The organism is Leifsonia sp. Leaf336 (assembly GCF_001423695.1).
Classification (GTDB): domain Bacteria; phylum Actinomycetota; class Actinomycetes; order Actinomycetales; family Microbacteriaceae; genus Leifsonia.
In genome coordinates this window covers 414,856-435,685 of record NZ_LMOZ01000001.1, presented here as the reverse complement: position 1 = coordinate 435,685, position 20,830 = coordinate 414,856, and the positions used below count along the sequence as shown (strand labels likewise).

Sequence of the window (20,830 nt, the reverse complement as noted above, 5' to 3'; positions counted from 1 at the left end):
GCAGGCGTGACATCCTGAGTTGACGCAGTTGACACGCCTGGAGGTCTCTCATGAGTATCGTCTCCCCCGAGCGTCCACCGGAGTCCGCTCGGGACATCGAGGTGCATCGTGCAGACGAGATCTCGGACGCTGTTCGCGTCCGACTACTCGAACTGGTCGACCAGGGCGCGGAGCTGATTCAGCTCGGGGATGCGGATGACGTCGCTGCACAGCTGGTCAGTCGGTTGCCGGTCTCGAACCCGTGGCCCCGGATCGTCGGTCCGTGCTACTCGAGCGGGTCCCTGCAGCGTGAACTCGGGATGAGCCGCGCCGCGGTCTCGAAGGCTGCCGGCGAGCGTCGCCTGCTTCGCTTGGAGACCTCGGACGGCCACTACGTCTATCCCGCCTTCCAGGTGGTCGACGGCGCGCTGGTGCGAGGGCTGCGTGAGGTGCTCAACGCACTCCGTCTCGGCGCGCCGGACGATCCCTGGACCTGGGCGCAGTGGCTGAACACGCCTGTTCCGGACCGGACTGCCGTGGTGGCGGAGGGTGCGGAGGCCCCGATGCGCCGGAACATCGAGCGGCTCGCCGATGGGGATCTCGCGGGCGTGGTCTGCGATGCCGAGGCCGCGGCATCGAGCTGGGCTGCGTGACGGCGGCCCAAGGGCCGCCGGACCCGACCCGCGACTTCCGAGCGTTCCCGGTCCGGCAGCTCCACGCGACGTCGAAGGTCTTCCGTGCGCACGCGCCTCACCGGAGCGCCTGGTGGTTCGACAGCAGCGTGCACGGCCGTTTCAATCTGCACGGCGCGCGTGGCACCTGCTATGCCGCGACGAGGGTGCGGACTGCCGTCCGCGAGAAGCTCCGCGACCAGATCAGCGCCAGCCGAGTGATCTCTCGAAAGCTGGCGGATTCGTTCATCGTCTCGGTCATCACCACACCGTCGGACTTCCGCTGTGCTGCAGTGAGTAGTGCGCGGGCCGTCGAGCACGGCATCGTCAGAGAGCTGGTGACGACGGCCGACTACGACATCCCGCAGCAATGGGCTCAGGCCTTCGATACCAACGGCTTCGACGGAGTCTTCTACGGCTCGGCGTACACGACGGGACCAGCAACGGCCATAGCGATCTTCGGCGGCGCCGGGGGCGCCCCCGTCGGGTACGCCGAACGACAGCACATGACCGGCGCCGAGGCGTGCCAGGTGTCCGGGATCGCGGTCGTCGGTCCGCCGACGATGGACGCGCTCACAATCATCTGAGGCGGCCCGGGCGCCTCTCCCGCTTACTCGGGCCGCAGCGGTGCGCTTTCGTATGCGCGCGCGACGCCGCTGAGCTCGGTGTCCAGCGTGCTCTGCGCCACGCTCATCGCCTCCGCGTAGTGCGGCTCGGAGAGGCGTCGCCACATCTCGTCCTCCGCCACCTCCTCCACCACGGTGATCACCCACCAGATGTTGCCGAAGGGATCGGCGATCCGGCCTCCGCGCTGCCCGAACGCGCTGTCGGAGGGCTCGGTGACGACGCGCGCGCCGCGTTCGACGGCACGTGCCATCGCGGCATCGGCGTCGGGGACGAAAACGCGCAGCAGCGCAGGGAGCCGGGGCCAGTCAGCACGGCGGTCGAACGCGAGCAGCACCGTGTCCCCGACGCGGATCTCCGCGTGGCCGATGCTGCCGTCCTCCACCTGAACCCGGGCGAGCTCCACGCCGCCGAAGGCGTCGGCGACGAAGTCGAGCAAGGCACCGGTGTCGTCCGTCACCACCCAGGGCGCGACGGTGGTGTAGCCGGTGGGCTGGAATGCGGTCATGAGATCCTCCTGCGGTCGTTCCCTCCAGCATCCCGAAGCAAGCGGACAGATCATGTCCTCTATTCGACGTGCCACCGCGTCGCGTGACCGCCGCTACTGTGCGCCCGCCTGCAGCTCCGCGATCTGCGCGCGGGCCGCGAGCACCAGCTCCTCGTTGGTGTTGGCGTGGCCGCCCAGCCCCCAGCCGCCCTCGACGGCCTCGGTGAGCAGCACCCAGGTGCGCTCCGTCAGCGACGGGTCGCCCGCAGCCTCCGCGATGAGCGCGGTGAACTGCTCGACCACGGCGAGCTGCTTGGCGCGGTCGAGCGCACCGGCGTTGGTGAGCACCTGCACGCGGACGTAGTTCGAGTCGCCGTCGACGTTGGAGAGCGCGTCGGCGGGGAGGTCGTGGACGAAGCCCGCGGTGTTCTTGCGGAAGAGCGGGATGTCGGGCACTTGCTCGATCACCTTCAGCGTGTCCGCGAGGGTGCGGGCAAGCGCGTGCGTGTCGGAGAACGTTCCGGCGGTGGCGTAGACGTCGATCATGGGCATGGGAATCAGCTCCTCGAATCCGGGTCAGCCCGACCAGTGTGGAGTATGATGCCCGTCATAGCCAATAGCTTTTGACGCGAAAGGCGATGGATGGTCTCGGATGCGAAGGCGCGGATGATCGAAGGCGCGGCCCGGCTCCTGGCAGAGAAGGGCCTCCAGGAGACCTCGTTCTCGGAGGTGGTCGCCCTCACCGGCGCCCCGCGCGGGTCGATCTACCATCACTTCCCGGACGGCAAGGCGAGCCTGGTCGCCCAGGCGCTCGAGCTCCAGGGCGCGAAGTCGAACGCGCTCATCGAGTCGGCGCGCGGCAAGCCGGCCGTCGACGTCGCGTCCACGTTCATCGGCGGCTGGCGGAGCCTCCTGATCGTCTCGCAGTTCCGCATCGGCTGCTCCGCCGTCGCGGTGACGGTCGCGGCGGACTCCGACGACTTGCTGCAGCGGGCCGGCGATGTGTTCCGCGGCTGGGCCGAGCTGCTCGCCGAACTGCTGACGCTCGGCGGCGTCGATCCGGCCGCGGCTCCGGCAGCGGCCACGCTGCTGATCGCGGGCAGCGAGGGTGGCGTCATCCTCAGCCGCGCGCAGGCGAGTATCGAGCCGTTCGACAGCGTCGCCGAACAACTGCTCGGGCACGTACGTGCGCTGAGCGAGGGGACTGCGACCTGATGCCGCAGACCAGTGACCTCGAAGCGGCGGCGGCGGAGCTCGGCGCACGGGACCCGGTGCTCGCCCGCCTGCACGCGCACCCGGGCATCCCGCACTTCCCCATCCCGTTCGAGAGTCCGTTCGCGTCGCTGGTCCGCGGCATCTGCTCCCAGCAGATCGCCGCCCCCGCGGCTGCGGCCATCCACGGCCGCCTCGTCGCCGCGCTCGGCGAGGTGGTGCCCGAGCGCATGCTCGCCCTGTCGGACGAGGAGCTGCGTCGGGTCGGCCTCTCGAAGAACAAGGTGGCGTCGCTGCGGGATCTCGCCGCCCGGGTCGTCGACGGCGACGTCGTGCTTGACACCGACGCCCTCGACGCGCTCACCGACGACGAGGTGATCGCTCAGCTCTCGCGGGTCCGCGGGATCGGCCCCTGGTCGGCGCAGATGTTCCTGATCTTCCACCTCCACCGTCTGGACGTCTGGCCGGTCGGCGACCTGGCCGTCCGCAAGGGCTACGGCCGCGGCTGGGGAGTTGCCACCCCGACGCCGAAAGAGCTCCAGGCGGCCGGTGACGCGTATCGCCCCTACCGTACGATCGTGGCGTGGTACTGCTGGGCGGTCGCGGCCGAACCGGCCTCCGCAGACCTCCGTTCTCCGTAGCCTGCGGTTCTCAGCAGCCGGCGGTTCTCAGTAGCCTGCGGGCCAGGAGAACGCCTGCGGCGCAGTGACGGCGGAGCCCTTCTTGGCGACGACGATGTCGATGTCCTCGTGCGAGGTGAGCGGGATGGACCGCGGGTCGCCCGCGTAGGTCTTGCCGTCGACGAAGACCGTGACCGTCTGGCCGTCCGCGCCGTCCCGATAGGGGCCGACCCGGCCCGGCGCCAGCTTCTGCTGCCACTCGTCGAAGACCTGGCCGAGCGTGAACGTCTGCACGGTCGGCGACTCGACGTGGATGATCCCGGACTCGTCGTGTGTGTGGATCGGCGAGATGCGCTGCTGCGCCACGTCGATGCCCATCTCGGCCGGCACGACGACGGGCGAGCCGTCGACCGTGACGCTGAGGTGCTGGTGGATGTGCAGCGCGGTCCCCTCGGCGGTGAGCATCTGGAGGCCGGCGGCCTTCACGCCCGCCTCGACATCGGCGGGGGCTGCCCATGACGCGCTGCTGGCCGAACCATCGGAGGCCGACGCGACCGACGCCGACGGCTTGCCGTTCAGCACGACCGCCGTGATGAGTCCCGCCACGACGAGCACAGCGACGACGACCCCGCCGCCTATCAGCAGCTGCCGTCGACGCGCGCGCCGAGCCTCCTGCCGGCGCAGCTCGGTCGCGCGCCGCTGCGCCTCCATGCGTCGGTCGTTCTTGTCGTTCACGCTCTCAGTCAACCAAGCCGCGACTGTGCCGCCGCCGCGCGGTCGATCCGAATCATCTGGGGATCCTCAGAATCCCGATCTCCGCAGACCCCTGACCTGGGGGAGCAAGGAGCCGATAGTGCGGGTATGCGCACACTCATCTCACTGCTGGGCGCGGCTCTGGCCGCTGCTGCGCTGCTGACGCCCCTGCCGCCCGCCGCTACGGCCCGGGCCGATGACTCCGCCTTCGGCAGCCGGCTCTACGTCGACCCCACCAGCGACGCCCGGCTGGTCGCCGACCGGCTGGCCGCCTCCGGCGACACCGCGAGGGCGGCGCTGATCGAGCAGATCGCGAGCCAGCCCACAGCCGTCTGGCTGGGCGACTGGTACGGCCCCGACCTGTTGAGCAGCGTGATCCAGCGGCACCTGCGTGCGGCCTCCGCGCAGGGCGCGACGCCCGTCTTCGTCACCTACGCGATCCCCGACCGGGATTGCGGAGGCTATTCCGCCGGCGGTTTCACGCCCGACCAGTACCTCGACTGGAACCGCCGGATCGCCGCCGTGCTCGCAGGCAGCAGCGCCGTGGTGCTGATCGAGCCGGACTCCCTCTCCATGCTTCCGAGCCCGAAGTGCGCGGGAGTCGCCGACACCCGCCTCCCGCTGCTCCGCTCCGCGGTGAGCATCCTGGGTGCGGCCGGGCTCAGCACGTACCTCGACGGCGGCAACGCGCGCTGGCTGACACCCGACGTGCAGGCCTCCTATCTGAAGGCCGCGGGCATCGCCGACGCGCGCGGCTTCTTCACCAACGTCTCGAACTTCGACGCCACGCAAGTCGAGCGCGACTACGCGGGCAAAGTGTCGTCGCGCGTCGGCTGGAAGCACTTCGTGATCGACGTCTCGCGCAACGGCAACGGCTGGACCGGCGACTGGTGCAACCCGCCCGGCGCCGCGTTGGGCCAGAACCCGCAGATCACCGAGTCGCCCACGGTCAAGCTCGACGCGCTGCTCTGGGTCAAGCATCCGGGCGCGAGCGACGGACCCTGCTACGGCGGGCCCGCGGCCGGCCGCTGGTTCGAGAGCGGGGCGGAGGCGCTGGTGCTGGGGCGGGCATCAGCGAGCACCGCGGGACGAGCGCCCTAGTCTCCCGGGTAGCGCGCATGCGGCGTCGCCGGCCGGAGCGCGAAGGCGTCGATGATGAGCTGCGCGGCCTCCGCCGGCGCGAAACGCTCCGTGTCGATCGACAGGTCCGCCGGGATCGTCTCGGTCGCCGGACTGCCGGCCTCGCGTTCTCGCATGCGTCTCAGCGTGGGGAGATCGTTGAGTTTGGCGAACTCGCTCCGGCTCGGGTCCTCGATGCGCCGCTCCTGCTCGTCATCGCCCACGTCGAGACGGACGAACCGCACGTGGCCACCGGCTTCCTCCACCGCCTGCCGGGCACGCCCGGGGAACCCCGCCTCCACGGTCGGCTCGGGGGCGAAGGTGAAGACGAGATCCGTTCCGGATGCCGCCGCCTCGGCAAACGTGGCGAGCCAGAACTCCTCGCGGAGCCGAACGAACGGCGGTGAGCCGAACGTGAAGACCGCGGTCAGGGCATCGACGATCAGGTGGTTGTGGAACACGCCGAAGTGGATGCGCGCCGCCAGCTCGCGGGCCACGGTGAGCTTGCCCGCGGCAGCGGCCCCGAAGAGGAAGACGAGTTCCATGCGCCCAGCGTACGCAGTCGCCTCCTCGCCACCGGCGAATGGGGCGGAGGACACCTACTTACCGGGCTACCGCGATCCGGGCGCTGTCGGCGAGCTGCGGATCGTCAGCGGTGTCGCTGCCGAACCGAAGCTCGAGTTCGAACTCCTCGACGTAACAATCCCGCACGTCCGCGAAGGCGGAGACTGCGGCGAGCTGGCTGTCGAGCGAGTTGTCGACGAGATCAGCCCACACGATCGCACGCGACTCGTTCAAGTAGAAGCGCACGGAAAGCGACTGCAGCGCATTCCACCCACCCAGGAACGAGAAAGCAGTGCTTCCGATGGCCTCAGCCATGATGGGAGCTTCCTCCTCGGGAACGGGTGTCCAACTCGTCATCACACGAGGATAGCTTGCCCGGCCGAGCGAAGAACAGGCGATCACCCTGGGGCCCTGTGAGGCCTGCACGCCGATGACGCGCTTCACCTCATCAGTCATCCGTCACTGCACCACGAACCCCGCCACCAGCAGGTCGACCTCCCGTGACGACGCCCCGACGAGCAGCTCGAACTCCCCCGCCTCCACGTGGCGGTCGCCCGCCGCGTCGACGATCGTGCAGTCGGCGACAGGCAGCCGCAGGCTCACGCGTGCGGTCTCCCCCGCCGCCAGGTCGACCTGGCGGTACGCCTTCAGCTCGGTGTCGGCCCAGCTCACGCTCGTGACGAGGTCGCGCACGTACACCTGCACCGTCTCGCGCACCGGCCGGTCGCCGGTGTTGCTCACGGTCACCTCGGCCACGATCTCGTCGTCGACTCCGAGCGCGTCGCTCGCGAGCGTCAAGTCGGAGTATTCGACGGTCGTGTACGAGCGGCCCTGGCCGAACGCCCAGGCGGGCGCCTGGGTCAGGTCGGCGTAGCGGTCGCCGTGCTGTCCGCGGATCTGGTTGTAGTACGTCGGCTGCTGGCCGACGTGGCGGGCGAACGAGATCGGCAGACGGCCCGAGGGCTCCACCCGACCGGCGATGATCTCGGCGATCGCCTGACCGCCGAGCATGCCCGGGTTCGCCGCCCACAGCACGGCAGCGGCCTTGGCGGCCGACGGCGGCAGCACCAGCGGTTTGGAGGCGAGCAGCACCACCACGACCGGCTTGCCGGTCGCGATCACCGCGTCGAGCAGCGCGTTCTGGCCACCGATCAGCTCGAGTGTCGCCGTCGAGCGGCCCTCGCCCACGAGCTCGATCCGGTCGCCGACCACGGCGACGACCACGTCGGACGCCTCGGCGGCCGCGACGGCCTCCGCGATGAGCTCGGTGGACGGCGGCGTCGGCACGACCACCCGGGGCCGCGGCTGCCCGTCGGGGAACGTCGCCCCGCGCGGGTCGTCCTCGAGGGTGAGGATGTCGGCGCCGCGCGCGTACTCCACGCTCCAGCCGTCGATCGCCTGCAGACCGTCGAGCACCGTCGTGATCATCTCGCGCGGCTGGCCGTCGAGCCAACCGGCCTGGCCGGAGCCGCCGGCCCAGTCGCCGAGCTGGGTCTGGGCGTCGTCGGCGAGCGGGCCGACGAGGGCGACGCGGAGCGGAGCAGCCGACGGAGCAGCAGCCAGCGGCAGCGTCCCGTCGTTCTCCAGCAGCACGATCGAGCGGCGCGCGACCTCCAGGTTGAGCTCCGCGTGGGCTGCGCTGCCGACCACCTCGTCCAGGCGGGGCGACGGGAGGCGCGGGTCCTCGAACAGGCCGAGGTCGAACTTGAGCGTCAGGATGCGGGCGACGGCCGCGTCGAAGGCGTCCTCCGTGAGCATCCCCTTCTCGACGGCCTCCAGTGCGCCTTCGAAGAACATCGGGGTCGTCATCACCATGTCGTTCCCCGCCGTCACGGCGGCGGCCGCGGCGTGGGCGTGGTCGGGCTGGATCTTCTGCTCCCAGACCATCCGGCCGACGTTGTCCCAGTCGGTGATGAGGGTGCCGGTGTAGCCCCACTCGCCGCGGAGCACCTCGCTGAGCAGCCAGTCGTTGATCGTGATCGGCACGCCGTCGGTGCTCTGGTAGCCGAGCATGAAGGTGCGGCAGCCCTCGCGGGCCACGCGCTCGAACGGCGGCAGGAACCAGCTGCGGAGCTTGCGTCGCGAGATGTCGGCCTCGCTCGCGTCACGGCCGCCCTGCGTCTCCGAGTACCCGGCGAAGTGCTTCGCGGTCGCCAGGATCGCGGTCGGGTCGTCGAGCCCGTCGCCCTGATAGCCGCGCACCATCGCGCTGGCGAGCTCGCCGATCAGGTACGGGTCCTCACCGAACGTCTCGCTGATCCGGCCCCAGCGCAGGTCGCGTGCGATGCACAGCACGGGCGAGAACGTCCAGTGCACACCGGTGACGGCGACCTCCTCGGCGCTGGCCCGGGCGACGCGCTCGATGAGTTCGGCGTCCCACGAGGCGGCCATGCCGAGTTGGGTCGGGTAGATCGTGGCGCCGGGCCAGAACGAGTGTCCGTGGATGCAGTCCTCGCCGACCAGCAGCGGGATCCGCAGCCGGGTCTGCCCGGTCAGCCGGTTGGCCTCCACGATGCGCTCGGGCGAGGTGTGCAGGATCGAGCCGACGTGACGGCGCAGCACGTGGTCGCGGAGGTCGTCGCGCGCGTCGAGCTGGAGCATCTGCCCGACCTTCTCCTCGATCGTCATGCGGCCGAGGAGGTCGGCGACGCGTTCGGCGGTCGTCAGCGACGGGTCCTGGTACGGAAGGCGGGCCTCCTGTTCGGCTTCTGTGGTCGTGGACGGGAGGATCGAAGTCATGCGGTGTTGCTTTCGGGTGAGGCTGCGGGGGTGGCGGCGGGTTCCGTGCGCACCTGGGTGACGGCGGCGTTGACGTTCATGCCCTTGCGCTTCATCGCACGCGCGCGCTCGCCGGCCGAGCGGAGGCGCGGGTTGACGTATTCGTCGATGCCGAAGTTGATGAGCGCGAGCGACACCCCGAGCAGCGCGATGCACAGTCCGGCGGGGACGTACCACCACCAGTAGTCGGGGAAGGCGTTGTTCTGCTGCGCCCAGAACAGGATGGTGCCCCAGTTCAGGTTCGAGACCGGGATGACCCCGATGAACGCGAGGGTCGTCAGACCCAGCACCGCGGCCGTCATGGTGCCGACGAAGCTGGAGGCGATGATCGCCATCAGGTTCGGCAGCATCTCGACCAGGATGATGCGGTGCAGCGGCTCGCCGTTGGCGCGCGCGGCCTGGATGAAGTCGCGGTTGCGCAGCGACATGGTCTGCGCGCGCAGCACGCGCGCGCCCCAGGCCCAGCCGGTCAGACCGAGGACCGCGGCGATGAGCGCGAGCGGCGGGTCCTGGAACTGCGAGGCGACGATGATCATCAGCGGGAGGCCTGGGATGACCAGGAACACGTTCGAGAGGGCCGACAGCGACTCGCTCTTCCAGCCGCGGAGGTAGCCCGCGGTCACGCCGACGATGATCGCCACGATCGTGGCCATGATGGTCGCCAGGAAGCCGACGACGAGCACGCCGCGGGTTCCGTAGATCAGCTGGCTGAAGACGTCCTGGCCGATGTGCGTCGTACCGAGGAGGTGCTTGAACGACGGCGGCTGCAGCGTCTCGTTCAGGTGCTGGGCGTTCGGGTCGTAGGGCGCGATCAGCGGGGCGAAGATCGCCACGAGTATGAACACGCCCATGATGATGAGGCCCGCGGCCGACTTCGGGTTGCTGAACATGGCCAGCGAGACCTTCAGCTGCGACCAGAACGTGGTCTTCTTCTGGGGTTTCGTGTCGACGGCCAGCACGGCAACGGTCTCCGGGGTGCCGACACCGGTGGAGGTGGGGATGGTCATGGTCAGGCCTCCGTCTGACGAGTGCGCGGGTCGAGGATGGCGTACGCGATGTCCGCGATGATGTTCGCGATGAGCACGGCCAGGACCAGGACGAGGAAGATGCCCTGCATCAGCGCGTAGTCCTTGGCGTTGGTGGCGTTGAGCAGGAGCAGCCCGATGCCGGGATACGAGAACACCATCTCCATCACGATCGTGCCGCTGACGATGAAGCCGATCGCGAGCGCGAAGCTCTGGATCTGCGGCAGCACCGCGTTGCGCGCGGCGTAACGCCACAGCACGCGCCGGTTCGGCATGCCCTTCGCCTGCGCCACGGTGATGTAGTCCTCGTCGAGGACGGTGAGCATCATGTTGCGCATGCCGAGCACCCAGCCGCCGATCGACACGATCACGATGGTGAGCATCGGGAGGGCGGCGTGCGAGATCACCTGGCCGATGAAGTCGCCGTTCCAGCCCGGCTCCACGCCCAGCTCGTAGGCGTGCCCGGCGGGGAACCAGCCGAGGGTCGTCGAGAAGAGCGCGATGAAGATCAGGCCGACCCAGAAGTACGGCACGGTGCCGAGGAACGTGGTGATGGGGATGAAGACGTCGAGCCGTCCGCCGCGCCTCCAGCCGATCACGGCGCCGAGGCTGGTGCCGACGAGGAAGGAGATCACGGTCGCGAAGCCGACCAGTCCGAGCGTCCATGGGAGGGCGGAGGCGATCGCGTCGCCCACCGGCGCCATGCCCGTGGAGATCGAGACGCCCAGATTGCCGTGCAGCAGCATGTCCCAGTAGTTGACGTACTGCTGCCACAGCGGCACCGACTGATCGACGCCGAACATGATGCGCAGGGCCTTCTCGGCGTCGGGGGTGAGCTGGCCCTGGCTGCGGGCCATGTACGCGCTGACGGCGTCGCCCTTCATCAGCCGGGGCACGAAGAAGTTGATGGTGATGGCGGCCCAGAGGGTGAACGCGTAGAAGGCGACGCGTCCGCCGATGAAGCGCCATGGGATGCGGCGGCCCTTCCGCTCCGCGCGGGTGGCCGTCGTTCCGATGAGGGTCGGGTCGACGTGCGCGGGGTCGGAGTGCGTCAGGTCGGCCGGCGTCAGGCCGGCGGACCGTGTCGTTTCGGCGCTCACAGGGCACCTCCTGCAGTCTGTGCGGCCAGCGCCGCGAAGTGCTTCTCGGGGTCGGGGGACGCGGCACGGAGCTCGCGGGTGTACGTGTCCTGCGGGCGCAGGATGACGTCGTCGGCGGGGCCGTGCTCGACGATCCTGCCCTGGTTGAGCACGATGATCTCGTCGCTGAAGTGACGGGCGGTCGCGAGGTCGTGCGTGATGTAGAGCACGCCGAGGCCGTCTTCGCGCTGCAGGTCGGCCAGGAGGTTGAGGACTCCGAGCCGCAGCGACACGTCGAGCATCGAGACGGGCTCGTCGGCCACCAGCAGCGCGGGGCGCGACGCGAGGGCGCGGGCGATGGCCACACGCTGGCGCTGACCTCCGGAGAGCTCGTGCGGTCGGCGGTCGATCACGGCGTCCGCGTCGAGTCGCACACGGGTCAGGAGGCGCCGCACCTCGTCGTCGACCTCCTTGGCCGGGACGACCTTGTCGAGCCGGAGGGGACGTTCGATGTGGTGGCGGATCGTGTGCGAGGGGTTCAGCGACGCGAACGGGTCCTGGAAGACCATCCGCAGCTGCTGACGATAGCGCCGCAGCCGCTTGCCGCTGCGCGGGATCGGGGCGCCGTCCAGCAGCACCTCCCCGCTGGTCGGGATCTCCAGCTGCGTGAGGATCTTCGCGATCGTCGACTTGCCGCTGCCGGACTGCCCGACGAGTCCGATGGTCTGCCCGGAGCCGAGCGCGAAGCTGACGTCGTCGAGGGCCTTGAGCTGCCCCGATCCGCGGACGTTGTAGATCTTGGTGATGTTCTTGAACTCGAGCGTCGTCATCGGACGACCACTCCTCTCTCGCCCGTGAGCCGCGGGAACGACTTGAGCAGCGTTCGCGTGTACTCGTGCTGCGGGTCGGTCCAGATCTGCTCGGCAGGCGCCAGCTCGACGATCTCGCCCTCGCGCATGATGGCGATCCGGTCGCTGATCTCCAGCAGCAGCGGGAGGTCGTGGGTGATGAAGACGACGGAGAAGCCGAAGTCGTGACGGAGCTGGGAGATCTGCTTGAGGATCTCGCGCTGCACGAGCACGTCGAGGGCGGTCGTCGGCTCGTCCATCACCATCAGCTGGGGGCGGAGCGCGAGGGCCATGGCGATCATGACCCGCTGGCGCATGCCGCCGGAGAGCTCGTGCGGGTACGAGCGGATGCGCTGGCCTCCGACCTTCACGATCTCGAGGAGCTCGATGACCGCGGCCTTGCGCTCCGCGCGGCTCATGCCGGGGCGGTGCACCAGGAAGACGTCGTCGAGCTGAGCCCCGATGGTGGCGACCGGGTTGAGGGCGTTCATGGCGCCCTGGAAGACCATGGAGGTCTTGTCCCACCGGAAGCGGCGCATCTGCTCCGCGTCGAGGGCGTTGATGTCGATGTCCTCGCCGCTCTCGTCGTGGAAGACGACGCTGCCGGTCGTGATGACGGCCGGGGGCTTGAGGAGACGCTGGACACCGTAAGCGAGTGTGGTCTTGCCGCACCCGCTCTCGCCGGCGAGACCGACGATCTCACCGCGCTTGATGTCGAGGGTCACGTTCTTCACCGCCGCGACCGGCGGATCGACGTCGTACACGACCGAGAAGTCGCGTATGGAGAGAAGGGAGTCTGTCATGGTGCGCTTTCCGTCCGCGGGTCGTCCGGGGCGGGGCCGGCCGATGGCCTGCCCCCGCCCCGGACGTGCTGGGTGATTACTTGCTCGCGGGCTTCAGCTTCATGAGCACCTGCACCGCCGACGGCTGCGTCGGGTCGGCGGTCGCGTACTGGTCGCTCTCGCTCGGCCAGCCGACGAACTTCCGGGTGTTGTACTCGGCGAGCTGCGGGTGGGTTCCGATCGCGATGGCCGGGACGTCGTCCACGAAGATCTTCTGCAGCTTGTTCAGCGCAGCGGTGCGGGCGCTGTCGTCGGACGCCTGTGCGTACTCCTTGAGCAGGGCGGTCGCCTCCGGGTTGCTGTAGCGCCCGAAGTTGTCCGAGACCTTGCCGTCGGCCGCCTGGTCGATGTAGCTCGAGTTCATGACGTCGTCGTAGATGTGCCACGGGTTCGAGCCGGAGCCGGTCCAGTGCAGAGCGGCCTCGAAGTCACCGGAGGCCATGTTGGCGAACCAGGTGTCGGCGTCGGGGGTGGCGACCTTCGCGTCGGCGCCCAGGGTGCTCTTGATCTGCGTCGCAGCCAGCTGGATGCCGGTGACGTAGTCGTTCCAGCCCTGCGGGTCCTGCAGGGTGAAGGAGACCGGGTTGCCCGACGGGTCGATCAGCGCGCCGTCCTTCCAGGTGTAGCCCGCGTCGCTCAGCACCTTCTTGGCGCCGTCGACGTCGATCTTGAACTCCTGGTCCTTGTACTCGGACGCGATGTACTGGTCACCGGTCGGCTGCGGGATGCCCGTCACGTTCTTCAGCTCGGGGCCGGCGTTGCTGCGGGCCTTCTCGGCGTGCGCCTTGCGGTCGATGACCATGTTGACGGCCTTGCGGAAGGCGACGTTGTTGAACGGGGCCTTGGTGGTGTTGACCACGATCATGTCCGGGCTCAGGACGTTGGCGCCCCAGAACACGTTGTGCTTCGGGTCCTTGTCCACGTAGTTCTTCTGGTAGTCCGTGATGAAGATCTGCGCCCAGTCGGTCTCGCCGCTCTGGAGGGCGCGGAGGAGGCCGGTGTTGTCGTTGTACTCGAGGTAGTTCAGCTGGGCCACCGGGACGGTGCCGCCCCAGTAGTCGGTGCGCGCCTTGAGCACGACGCCCTGCGACGAGAAGCTCTTGATCGTGTACGGGCCGGTGCCCACCGCCTCCTTGACCGCGTCCTTCGACGGGTCGGCGATGGTCTTCCACTGGTGCTCGGGGACGATGGCGACCTGCAGCACGTCGCCCTGCTTGACGAACTTCGACTCGCTGAAGTTCAGCACGACGTTGTCGCCGTCCTTCTTGACCTCGGTCAGCTTGAGGCCGGCGAGGTCGAGAGCCGGGGTGTTCTTGATGAGGTTGTACGTGAAGACGATGTCGTCGGCGGTGAACGGCTTGCCGTCGCTCCACTTGACGCCCTTGCGCGGGGTGACCGTCAGCTGGGTGTAGTCCGAGTTCCACTGGACCTTCGACGCCAGCCACGGGGTGGTCTCGTTCTTGCCGACCGGGTTGACGATCGCGAGGGGCTCGTAGATCATCCGGTCGTAGCCGAGCGACATGCCCGAACCGGTGGTGATGAACGGGTTGTTGATCTGGGTGGCCAGGATGGCTGCGCCATCCGGCTTCGCCACGGTGAGCGATCCACTGCTCGCGGTGCTCGACCCCGACTTGTTGTCGGACGAGCAGCCGGTGAGTGCCACCGCGCTGAGCGCGGCGATCGCCGTCACCGTGATCAAGTGCTTCCTAAGCCTCATTGCTTCTCCTTCGTGACGGGCACATCCGTTGTGCCCTGGTGCTGCGGAATGTTGGCTGACCATAACTTGCTTACTGGTCAGAAAGCAAGTTGGCTGAGGCGAGGTTACTGGGTGGTAAGCTCGCTCGCAAGCAGCCCCGACGGGATGCGGCGAAGAAGCGACACGGAGGGCCGAATGAGCGGCGGCAGCGCCAGTCCGCGCCCGGAAACCGAGCGCAGACGCACGGAGATCCTCCGTGCGGCGATCGAGACCTTCGGCACGAAGGGGTCGACGAACGGAACCCTCACCGACATCGCCGAGCAGGTCGGGATGACCCACGCGGGCGTCCTCCACCATTTCGGCTCCAAGAACAACCTGCTGCTCGAAGTGCTGGAGTTCCGCGACCGCGACGACGTCGCCCACCTCGCCGACCGGCACATCCCCGGCGGCCCAGCGCTGTTCGCGCACCTCGTCGCGACCGCGCAGCGCAACTCACTGCGGCCGGGCATCGTGCAGGTGTTCACCGTGCTCTCCGCGGAGTCGGTGACCGAGGACCACCCCGCCACGGAGTACTTCCAGGAGCGGTACCGCAACCTCCGGCTCGAGATCGACGCAGCGTTCCGTGCGCTCTGCGCTCAGGAGGGCGTGACCGAGCCCGAGACGATCGACAAGGGCGCGGCCTCCATCCTCGCCGTCATGGACGGCCTCCAGCTCCAGTGGCTCCTCGACCCCACCGCGGTCGACCTCGCCGGCGCGAGCGAGTTCGCCATCGAGGCGATCGTGAACGGCGTGCTGAAGGCGGGGCCGGCGCTGGGCTCGTACGTCAAGGAGGCGTGACGGACAGTCACGCTTCTCTGCCGACGCTTCTCGGCAGTTCGACGGTCGCGCGCGTTCCGCCGGGCGCGGGCGACTCGAGTCGAACGGAGCCTCCGTTGCGTTCGACGAGTTCGGCGACGATCGCCAGCCCGAGGCCGGTTCCCGGGACGGCGGCACGGTCCATGCCGGGAGCCCGGTAGAACCGATCGAAGGCATGCGCGAGAGTCTCTTCGCTCATGCCCGGGCCGGTGTCGGCGACCACCACCGAGACCGCGGCATCCGTGACGGTCGACGTGATCGTGACACTCCCGCCGCGCGGTGTGAACTTGATGGCGTTCGCGACGAGGTTGGTCAGGATCCGGTTGACGTCGCCCGGTTCGGCCAGGGCGATGCCCGCTCGGCCGACCGTCGAGAGGACGATGTCCTTCTTCGCGGCGAGTACGCTCGCCGCGGTCACGACTTCGTCGATCTGGGTGTTCAGGTCGACGTCCGGAGTGCTCGACTCCACCGGTCTTGCCCCGCTTGCGCCGAGCGTCAGGAGGTCCTCGACGAGCGACGACAGCCGAACGGCGTTCCGATCGATCACTTCGACCCAGGAGCGCTCCTGGTCACCGAGCGCGTCGGACGAGGACAGCAGTTCGCAGAACCCGACGATGCTGGTGATCGGCGTGCGCAGTTCATGGCTCGTCGTCGCGACGAAATCCCCTCGCTGCCGCTCGAGATCGAGCCGTGTCGAGCGGGCCGCCTCCTTCTCCCGTTCCGCCTCGAGCGTCGCCGCCTGCATCCGCAGCGTGTCGGTCACGTCGACGAGCTGGACGGCGAATCGGTCGGACTCGTCGGGGATCCGGTTGGCCGCCACGGTGATGGTGCGCGTGTCCGACTGCAGGGTGACGGCACCCGCCCCGGTGAGTGCGGTGCGGGCAGCGTCAGCCGTCTCACCCTCCCATCGCCGACCGCTGCCCGGAGGCAGCAGGGCGGTAGCCGTGGGATTGCTCCAGACCACCTGAAGCGCCCCGTCGTCGGATCTCTCCGCGATGATCAGTCCGACCGACGCCTCGACCAGGCTGCCGGAGAGCAGCCGGGACGTCGCAACCAGTTGGCGGGTGGTGGCCCGGAGCTCGTACTGGGCTGTCGACAACACAATCGCGAAGCCGGCGAAGATGACCAGGAATGTCTCCGCGAGCGCTGCCTCCTGCGTGAGGTCGAAGCCGACCCGGTCGAACGGGCCGCCGCCTATGACCGTGAGCGCCAGCATCGCCATCGACGCGAGCAGTGTCTCGACGACGACGACGCGGATCGGGAAACGGAATGCCGCCCACGCGAGCACGGGGAACGGGAGGAACGCCAGCGGCAGATGCACCGACGGGTGGAAGACCAACCCGATGATGCCGGCCAGGATGACGGCCTGGATCGTCATCTCGGCGATCGTCGCGCGAACGGGGATCGCCGGCGGCAGCAAGCCGAAGGGAGCGATCATGAAGACGGCGGCCATATGAGAGGCAGCGACGAACACGGCGGTGGGAAGGAAACCGCCGCCCTCGAGCACCACGACGGCCGCACCGACGAGCACGCCGATCGTGAGGGCGCCCGCGAGAACGGCAATCGTGAACTGCATCGCCGCCGCGAGGTTGCGAAGCCGGAACTCGCGTCCGCCCAGCCGGACGAGCACCAGCACGACCACCAGGGCCTCGAGCGCATTCGCCACTCCGAAGGCGCCCGCGACCGGAAGCGGTCGACCCGCAACCGCATTGGCGAGGCCTGTGGAGAGGACGATCGCGACCAGCGCCCAACCGCGGAGACGCCCTGTGGGTGCGAGCAGGATCAACAGCACCGAAAGCCCGGCAGCGGGCCACCAGATCGCGACCTCGCCGCCGGGAGGCGTGACGCGAACACCGAGTACCGAAGCCAGGAAGATGAGGACCACCGCGATCAGCCATCCCCACCACGGCAACGGTCGACGCGACACGCTCCGTTGCGCGTCGACGACGGGGAGACGGTCAGCGCTGGTCACATCATGGAAAGTACCAGTCGAGCGCGAGGAGGCCGGGGCGGCTGGCCCGAGCACTCTCCCGAATAGGCACTCAGGGTGTCACCATGATTGTGATGGAGACGGCACAGCAGCGCGTGCCCCTGTGGGCGCCGTACTACAGGGCGCCGTTCGGCGTGTGCTTCGTCCGCTACTGGAAGAAGTACGCGCGCTTCGACGGGCGCGCCAGCCGCAGCGAATTCTGGTGGTGGACACTCGCCGACGCACTGATCGTGCTCGGTCTGTGCGCGATCGTGTGGATCGGGTCGCTGGGGATCACCGTCGGCATCGTCCTGCTCATCGTGTGGTGGCTCGGCACGGTGATACCCGGACTCGCCCTCGCGGCGCGCCGCCTGCACGACGTCGACCTCCGCGGCCTGCTCCTGTTCCTGCTCCTCATCCCGAGCCTGGGCGGCTTGGCGATCCTCGCGATGACCCTCCTCCCGCCGAACCCCCGCGGCGCCCGCTTCGACCGCCCCGACGCCGAGGTGCCGGGATACACCGTGTCGGTTCCCGGGGCCGGACTCGCGGCACGGGACTACGGCTGGCCGCCCATTCCGCTGCCGTATGCGAGCCCGGCGGGCGGCCAACCCCTGTACGCGGCGCCGCCGCCGCGATCGCGGCCCCCGCGGCCGCCCGCTTAGCACTTGTGATCCCGAGCGCCGCCATGGAATGCTGTACCCCGTGATTCTGTAGCAGCGATTCCCTTCCTCCCCACGACCGTGGGTGAGTCGATCGATCCTGCCTGCAAAGAGGTCTCATGTCATCTTCAGATCACACCATCACGCTCCCGGGCTTCACCATCGAGCCGCTCGTCGTCCCGGCCAGCGTCGACGCCGCCGACGCCGCCGACTTCGTCGCCTTCGCCGCGGTGCGCAGCGCCGTCGAGGCGGAGCAGCGCGGCCACGACGGCGAGGTCATGACCGCCGCCGAACTGCTGCCCGACTGGAAGGACGCGTCGAGGCAGATGGCCGGGCTCGTCGCCAAGGTCGACGGCCGCGTCGTCGCCCGCGCCAACCTGGCGCTGCCCGCCGACGCGCGCGAATGCTGGGGAGCGATCTCGGTCCTCCCCGGGTTCCGCGGCCGCGGCATCGGCTCGGCGCTCTACGAGCGGCTCGAGCAGCTGGCTCGGGAGGCCGGCCGCACCACCATCCAGAACCAGACGACCTACCCGGCGGGGGTGGAGGGCGAGGCGATTCCCGCACCGACCGGCTTCGGGTCGGTGCCGGTCGCCCTCCCGTCGACCCGGTTCCTGCGCCGTCAGGGCTACTCGCTGGAACAGGTGGGGCGAATCAGCGCCCTGTCGCTGCCCGTCGATGCGGACGTGCTCGCCGCCCTTCTCACCGAGGCGACAGAAGCGGCCGCCGGCTACCGGACCGTCAGCTGGCACGGCCGCACGCCCGAGGAGTGGGTCGAAGCCATCGCGCTCCTGCGCACGCGGATGAGCACCGATGCCCCCAATGCCGGCATCGAGCTGACCGACGTCTGGACGGCGGACCGCGTGCGGGCCGTCGACGACCTGTGGGAGGCCAGCCCCCGCGTCGCACTGACGTCGATCGTCGTCGAGACGGCGACAGGCCAGGTCGCCGGCTTCACGGAACTCGACGTCTCCAGCGGATCCGACCGGCCGGCCGAGCAGATGGACACCCTGGTGCTGCGCGAACACCGCGGACACCGGCTCGGGATGCTGCTGAAGCTCGCCAACCTCCGCGAACTGGCCGCCCGCTTCCCCGCGTGCGACCGCGTGGAGACGGTGAACGCAGAGGAGAACCGCCCGATGCTCGACGTCAACGACGCGATCGGCTTCGCCCCGGCGAGCTTCTCGGCGCGGTGGCGGAAGAACATCGGCGGGTGACAACGACGGTCCCCGCGTGGTGCGCGCACCCCGCGGGGACTACCGTTGAACGATGACCACGCCCGAAGACTCGCACAGCGAGGCAGAGACCGACGACGCGATGACCTTTTCCGACCTGGGGCTCGACAGCGCCGTGCTCAGAGCCTTGAAAGACGTCGGTTACGAGACCCCGTCGGCGATCCAGGCGGCGACGATCCCACTGCTGATGGAGGGCCGGGACGTCGTCGGCCTCGCCCAGACCGGAACGGGCAAGACGGCGGCGTTCGCCCTCCCCATTCTGTCGCGGCTCGACCTGACGCAGAAGACTCCGCAGGCGCTCGTGCTCGCGCCCACCCGCGAACTGGCCCTGCAGGTGGCGGAGGCGTTCGAGAGCTACGCGGCGCACCTGAGGGGGGTGCACCTGCTCCCGGTCTACGGCGGGCAAGGATACGGCGTTCAGCTCTCGGCGCTGCGGCGGGGCGTCCACATCGTGGTCGGCACGCCGGGCCGCATCATGGACCACCTCGATAAGGGGACGCTCGACCTCTCCGAGCTCAAGTACCTCGTGCTCGACGAAGCCGACGAGATGCTGAAGATGGGGTTCGCGGAGGATGTGGAGACCATCCTGGCCGACACCCCGGACGACAAGCAGGTCGCACTGTTCTCGGCGACCATGCCGCCGCAGATCCGCCGCATCTCGAAGAAGTACCTCCACGACGCAGAAGAGGTCACGGTCAAGACCAAGACCACCACCTCGGCGAACACGACGCAGCGGTACCTCGTGGTGTCGTACCCGCAGAAAGTCGACGCCCTCACCCGCATCCTCGAGGTGGAGAACTTCGAGGGCATGATCATCTTCGTCCGCACCAAGAACGAGACGGAGACGCTCGCGGAGCGGCTCCGCGCCCGCGGCTACTCGGCGGCGGCGATCAACGGCGACGTCGCGCAGGCCCAGCGCGAGCGCACGGTCGATCAGCTGAAGTCCGGCAAGCTCGACATCCTGGTCGCCACGGATGTGGCGGCGCGCGGTCTCGACGTCGAACGCATCAGCCACGTGATCAACTTCGACATCCCGATCGACACCGAATCGTACGTGCACCGCATCGGCCGCACCGGTCGCGCCGGACGAAGCGGCGCCGCGATCAGTTTCGTGACCCCGCGCGAACGCCGCCTGCTCACCGCGATCGAGAAGGCCACGCGCCAGCCGCTCACTCAGATGCAGCTCCCGAGCATCGAGGACGTCAACGTCACCCGGCTCGCCCGCTTCGACGACGCGATCACGGAGGCCCTCGCACAGGACGACCGCATCACGCGATTCCGCGACATCATCGGCCACTACGTCGAGCACCACGACGTGCCCGAAGCCGACGTGGCAGCGGCCCTCGCCGTCGTCGCCCAAGGCGACGAGCCCCTGCTCCTCAGCGAAGACGACGCTCTCGCGCTGCGCGTCGAGCGCGACTCCCGCTCCGACGACCGTTCCGGGCGCTCCGACAGACGAAGCGACCGATCGCCGCGACGCGAACGCAACGACAAGCCGATGGCTCCGTACCGCATCGAGGTGGGCAAGCGGCACAAGGTGGAACCGCGCCAGATCGTCGGGGCTCTGGCCAACGAAGGCGGCCTGAGTCGCGAAGACTTCGGTCACATCCGCATCATGCCGGAGTTCTCCATCGTCGAGTTGCCGGCCGACCTTCCCGCAGAGACGCTCTCCCGGCTCTCGGGAACGCGGATCAGCGGCAAGCTGATCGAGCTCCGGCCCGACCGGGGCGCCCGCCCGCGCCGCGACGCCCCGCGACGCGAGGATCGGCAGCGCGACGATCGGCCGCCGCGCAAACCGCGGCGTCGCTGACATACAGG

Annotated in this window: 21 protein-coding genes; 9 read left to right on the top strand and 12 right to left on the bottom strand. The window is 69.1% G+C overall.

All coding sequences use genetic code 11. From position 1 onward, the window contains the following. The first annotated feature begins 50 nt into the window (after nucleotides 1-50). On the top strand, nucleotides 51-632 hold the full coding sequence (locus ASF88_RS20630; protein WP_055913549.1) for a hypothetical protein: 582 nt from the start codon (nucleotides 51-53) through the stop codon (nucleotides 630-632). Beyond that, complete coding sequence (locus tag ASF88_RS02050; protein ID WP_055913546.1) at nucleotides 629-1,237, top strand: RES family NAD+ phosphorylase; 609 nt, start codon at nucleotides 629-631, stop codon at nucleotides 1,235-1,237. Before ASF88_RS20630 ends, ASF88_RS02050 begins: the two co-directional genes overlap by 4 nt. 23 nt (nucleotides 1,238-1,260) lie before the next feature. On the opposite strand, the gene ASF88_RS02045 is transcribed toward ASF88_RS02050, so the two are convergent. After that, nucleotides 1,261-1,782 carry a VOC family protein gene (locus tag ASF88_RS02045; protein ID WP_082518698.1) on the bottom strand — a complete coding sequence of 174 codons (522 nt, stop codon included), beginning with the start codon at nucleotides 1,780-1,782 and terminating at the stop codon, nucleotides 1,261-1,263. Between the two features lie 93 nt (nucleotides 1,783-1,875). Further along, complete coding sequence (locus ASF88_RS02040) at nucleotides 1,876-2,313, bottom strand: tautomerase family protein (RefSeq protein ID WP_055913537.1); 438 nt, start codon at nucleotides 2,311-2,313, stop codon at nucleotides 1,876-1,878. 90 nt (nucleotides 2,314-2,403) lie between these two features. Here ASF88_RS02040 and ASF88_RS02035 point away from each other — a divergent pair, with 90 nt between their 5' ends. Then, nucleotides 2,404-2,976 carry a TetR/AcrR family transcriptional regulator gene (locus tag ASF88_RS02035; RefSeq protein ID WP_055913536.1) on the top strand — a complete coding sequence of 191 codons (573 nt, stop codon included), beginning with the start codon at nucleotides 2,404-2,406 and terminating at the stop codon, nucleotides 2,974-2,976. Beyond that, nucleotides 2,976-3,614, top strand: a complete 639-nt coding sequence (locus ASF88_RS02030; RefSeq protein ID WP_055913535.1) for a DNA-3-methyladenine glycosylase family protein — start codon at nucleotides 2,976-2,978, stop codon at nucleotides 3,612-3,614. Before ASF88_RS02035 ends, ASF88_RS02030 begins: the two co-directional genes overlap by 1 nt. A 27-nt stretch (nucleotides 3,615-3,641) precedes the next feature. Here the strand turns inward: ASF88_RS02030 and ASF88_RS02025 are convergent, their stop codons facing one another. Next, nucleotides 3,642-4,328, bottom strand: a complete 687-nt coding sequence (locus ASF88_RS02025; RefSeq protein WP_055913532.1) for a hypothetical protein — start codon at nucleotides 4,326-4,328, stop codon at nucleotides 3,642-3,644. A 126-nt stretch (nucleotides 4,329-4,454) separates the two neighbouring features. Between ASF88_RS02025 and ASF88_RS02020 the strand changes: the two genes are divergently transcribed. Then, nucleotides 4,455-5,447: a glycoside hydrolase family 6 protein gene (locus tag ASF88_RS02020; protein WP_055913530.1), complete on the top strand. Its 993-nt coding sequence runs from the start codon at nucleotides 4,455-4,457 to the stop codon at nucleotides 5,445-5,447. On the opposite strand, the gene ASF88_RS02015 is transcribed toward ASF88_RS02020, so the two are convergent. The 8 genes from ASF88_RS02015 to ASF88_RS01980 all read right to left on the bottom strand — a co-directional run bounded on the left by ASF88_RS02015 (nucleotide 5,444) and on the right by ASF88_RS01980 (nucleotide 14,318). Beyond that, nucleotides 5,444-6,010 (bottom strand): hypothetical protein, encoded by a 567-nt coding sequence (locus tag ASF88_RS02015; protein ID WP_055913527.1) that lies wholly within the window; start codon nucleotides 6,008-6,010, stop codon nucleotides 5,444-5,446. The genes ASF88_RS02020 and ASF88_RS02015 overlap by 4 nt on opposite strands. A gap of 58 nt (nucleotides 6,011-6,068) precedes the next feature. Then, entirely contained in the window at nucleotides 6,069-6,485 is a 417-nt protein-coding gene (locus ASF88_RS02010) for a hypothetical protein (RefSeq protein WP_157498161.1), read from the bottom strand. Nucleotides 6,486-6,488: 3 nt separating this feature from the next. Beyond that, entirely contained in the window at nucleotides 6,489-8,768 is a 2,280-nt protein-coding gene (locus tag ASF88_RS02005; RefSeq protein WP_055913521.1) for a glycoside hydrolase family 3 N-terminal domain-containing protein, read from the bottom strand. Further along, on the bottom strand, nucleotides 8,765-9,814 hold the full coding sequence (locus ASF88_RS02000; RefSeq protein WP_082518697.1) for an ABC transporter permease: 1,050 nt from the start codon (nucleotides 9,812-9,814) through the stop codon (nucleotides 8,765-8,767). The genes ASF88_RS02005 and ASF88_RS02000 overlap by 4 nt, the downstream gene beginning before the upstream one ends. A gap of 2 nt (nucleotides 9,815-9,816) precedes the next feature. After that, nucleotides 9,817-10,806 (bottom strand): ABC transporter permease, encoded by a 990-nt coding sequence (locus ASF88_RS01995; protein WP_235493348.1) that lies wholly within the window; start codon nucleotides 10,804-10,806, stop codon nucleotides 9,817-9,819. A gap of 122 nt (nucleotides 10,807-10,928) precedes the next feature. Continuing rightward, the gene (locus ASF88_RS01990; protein ID WP_055913518.1) at nucleotides 10,929-11,741 is read right to left on the bottom strand and encodes an ABC transporter ATP-binding protein; all 813 of its coding nucleotides are present in this window, start codon (nucleotides 11,739-11,741) and stop codon (nucleotides 10,929-10,931) included. Next, entirely contained in the window at nucleotides 11,738-12,562 is an 825-nt protein-coding gene (locus ASF88_RS01985) for an ABC transporter ATP-binding protein (RefSeq protein WP_055913515.1), read from the bottom strand. The genes ASF88_RS01990 and ASF88_RS01985 overlap by 4 nt, the downstream gene beginning before the upstream one ends. 76 nt (nucleotides 12,563-12,638) lie before the next feature. Further along, a complete protein-coding gene (locus tag ASF88_RS01980; protein ID WP_055913512.1) occupies nucleotides 12,639-14,318 on the bottom strand; it encodes an ABC transporter substrate-binding protein in 1,680 nt (559 codons plus the stop codon). A 174-nt stretch (nucleotides 14,319-14,492) separates the two neighbouring features. On the opposite strand from ASF88_RS01980, the gene ASF88_RS01975 reads away from it, so the two are divergent. Then, entirely contained in the window at nucleotides 14,493-15,134 is a 642-nt protein-coding gene (locus ASF88_RS01975) for a TetR/AcrR family transcriptional regulator (protein WP_055913509.1), read from the top strand. Nucleotides 15,135-15,141: 7 nt separating this feature from the next. On the opposite strand, the gene ASF88_RS01970 is transcribed toward ASF88_RS01975, so the two are convergent. Beyond that, complete coding sequence (locus ASF88_RS01970) at nucleotides 15,142-17,124, bottom strand: sensor histidine kinase (RefSeq protein ID WP_162242556.1); 1,983 nt, start codon at nucleotides 17,122-17,124, stop codon at nucleotides 15,142-15,144. Nucleotides 17,125-17,216: 92 nt separating this feature from the next. Here ASF88_RS01970 and ASF88_RS01965 point away from each other — a divergent pair, with 92 nt between their 5' ends. The 3 genes from ASF88_RS01965 (at nucleotide 17,217) to ASF88_RS01955 (ending at nucleotide 20,822) form a co-directional block, all read left to right on the top strand. Continuing rightward, nucleotides 17,217-17,783 carry a DUF805 domain-containing protein gene (locus tag ASF88_RS01965; RefSeq protein ID WP_055913503.1) on the top strand — a complete coding sequence of 189 codons (567 nt, stop codon included), beginning with the start codon at nucleotides 17,217-17,219 and terminating at the stop codon, nucleotides 17,781-17,783. Between the two features lie 116 nt (nucleotides 17,784-17,899). After that, entirely contained in the window at nucleotides 17,900-18,994 is a 1,095-nt protein-coding gene (locus ASF88_RS01960; RefSeq protein WP_055913501.1) for a GNAT family N-acetyltransferase, read from the top strand. Between the two features lie 52 nt (nucleotides 18,995-19,046). Continuing rightward, on the top strand, nucleotides 19,047-20,822 hold the full coding sequence (locus tag ASF88_RS01955; protein ID WP_055913498.1) for a DEAD/DEAH box helicase: 1,776 nt from the start codon (nucleotides 19,047-19,049) through the stop codon (nucleotides 20,820-20,822). The last annotated feature ends 8 nt before the right edge of the window (nucleotides 20,823-20,830 follow it).

Bases quoted from the DNA above. Each gene is read 5' to 3' on its own strand.
- ASF88_RS20630 (WP_055913549.1), top strand. From the start codon at position 51: ATGAGTATCGTCTCCCCCGAGCGTCCACCGGAGTCCGCTCGGGACATC.
- ASF88_RS02045 (WP_082518698.1), bottom strand. From the start codon at position 1,782: ATGACCGCATTCCAGCCCACCGGCTACACCACCGTCGCGCCCTGGGTG.
- ASF88_RS02040 (WP_055913537.1), bottom strand. From the start codon at position 2,313: ATGCCCATGATCGACGTCTACGCCACCGCCGGAACGTTCTCCGACACG.
- ASF88_RS02035 (WP_055913536.1), top strand. From the start codon at position 2,404: ATGGTCTCGGATGCGAAGGCGCGGATGATCGAAGGCGCGGCCCGGCTC.
- ASF88_RS02030 (WP_055913535.1), top strand. From the start codon at position 2,976: ATGCCGCAGACCAGTGACCTCGAAGCGGCGGCGGCGGAGCTCGGCGCA.
- ASF88_RS02020 (WP_055913530.1), top strand. From the start codon at position 4,455: ATGCGCACACTCATCTCACTGCTGGGCGCGGCTCTGGCCGCTGCTGCG.
- ASF88_RS02015 (WP_055913527.1), bottom strand. From the start codon at position 6,010: ATGGAACTCGTCTTCCTCTTCGGGGCCGCTGCCGCGGGCAAGCTCACC.
- ASF88_RS02010 (WP_157498161.1), bottom strand. From the start codon at position 6,485: ATGACTGATGAGGTGAAGCGCGTCATCGGCGTGCAGGCCTCACAGGGC.
- ASF88_RS02005 (WP_055913521.1), bottom strand. From the start codon at position 8,768: ATGACTTCGATCCTCCCGTCCACGACCACAGAAGCCGAACAGGAGGCC.
- ASF88_RS02000 (WP_082518697.1), bottom strand. From the start codon at position 9,814: ATGACCATCCCCACCTCCACCGGTGTCGGCACCCCGGAGACCGTTGCC.
- ASF88_RS01990 (WP_055913518.1), bottom strand. From the start codon at position 11,741: ATGACGACGCTCGAGTTCAAGAACATCACCAAGATCTACAACGTCCGC.
- ASF88_RS01985 (WP_055913515.1), bottom strand. From the start codon at position 12,562: ATGACAGACTCCCTTCTCTCCATACGCGACTTCTCGGTCGTGTACGAC.
- ASF88_RS01980 (WP_055913512.1), bottom strand. From the start codon at position 14,318: ATGAGGCTTAGGAAGCACTTGATCACGGTGACGGCGATCGCCGCGCTC.
- ASF88_RS01975 (WP_055913509.1), top strand. From the start codon at position 14,493: ATGAGCGGCGGCAGCGCCAGTCCGCGCCCGGAAACCGAGCGCAGACGC.
- ASF88_RS01965 (WP_055913503.1), top strand. From the start codon at position 17,217: ATGGAGACGGCACAGCAGCGCGTGCCCCTGTGGGCGCCGTACTACAGG.
- ASF88_RS01960 (WP_055913501.1), top strand. From the start codon at position 17,900: ATGTCATCTTCAGATCACACCATCACGCTCCCGGGCTTCACCATCGAG.
- ASF88_RS01955 (WP_055913498.1), top strand. From the start codon at position 19,047: ATGACCACGCCCGAAGACTCGCACAGCGAGGCAGAGACCGACGACGCG.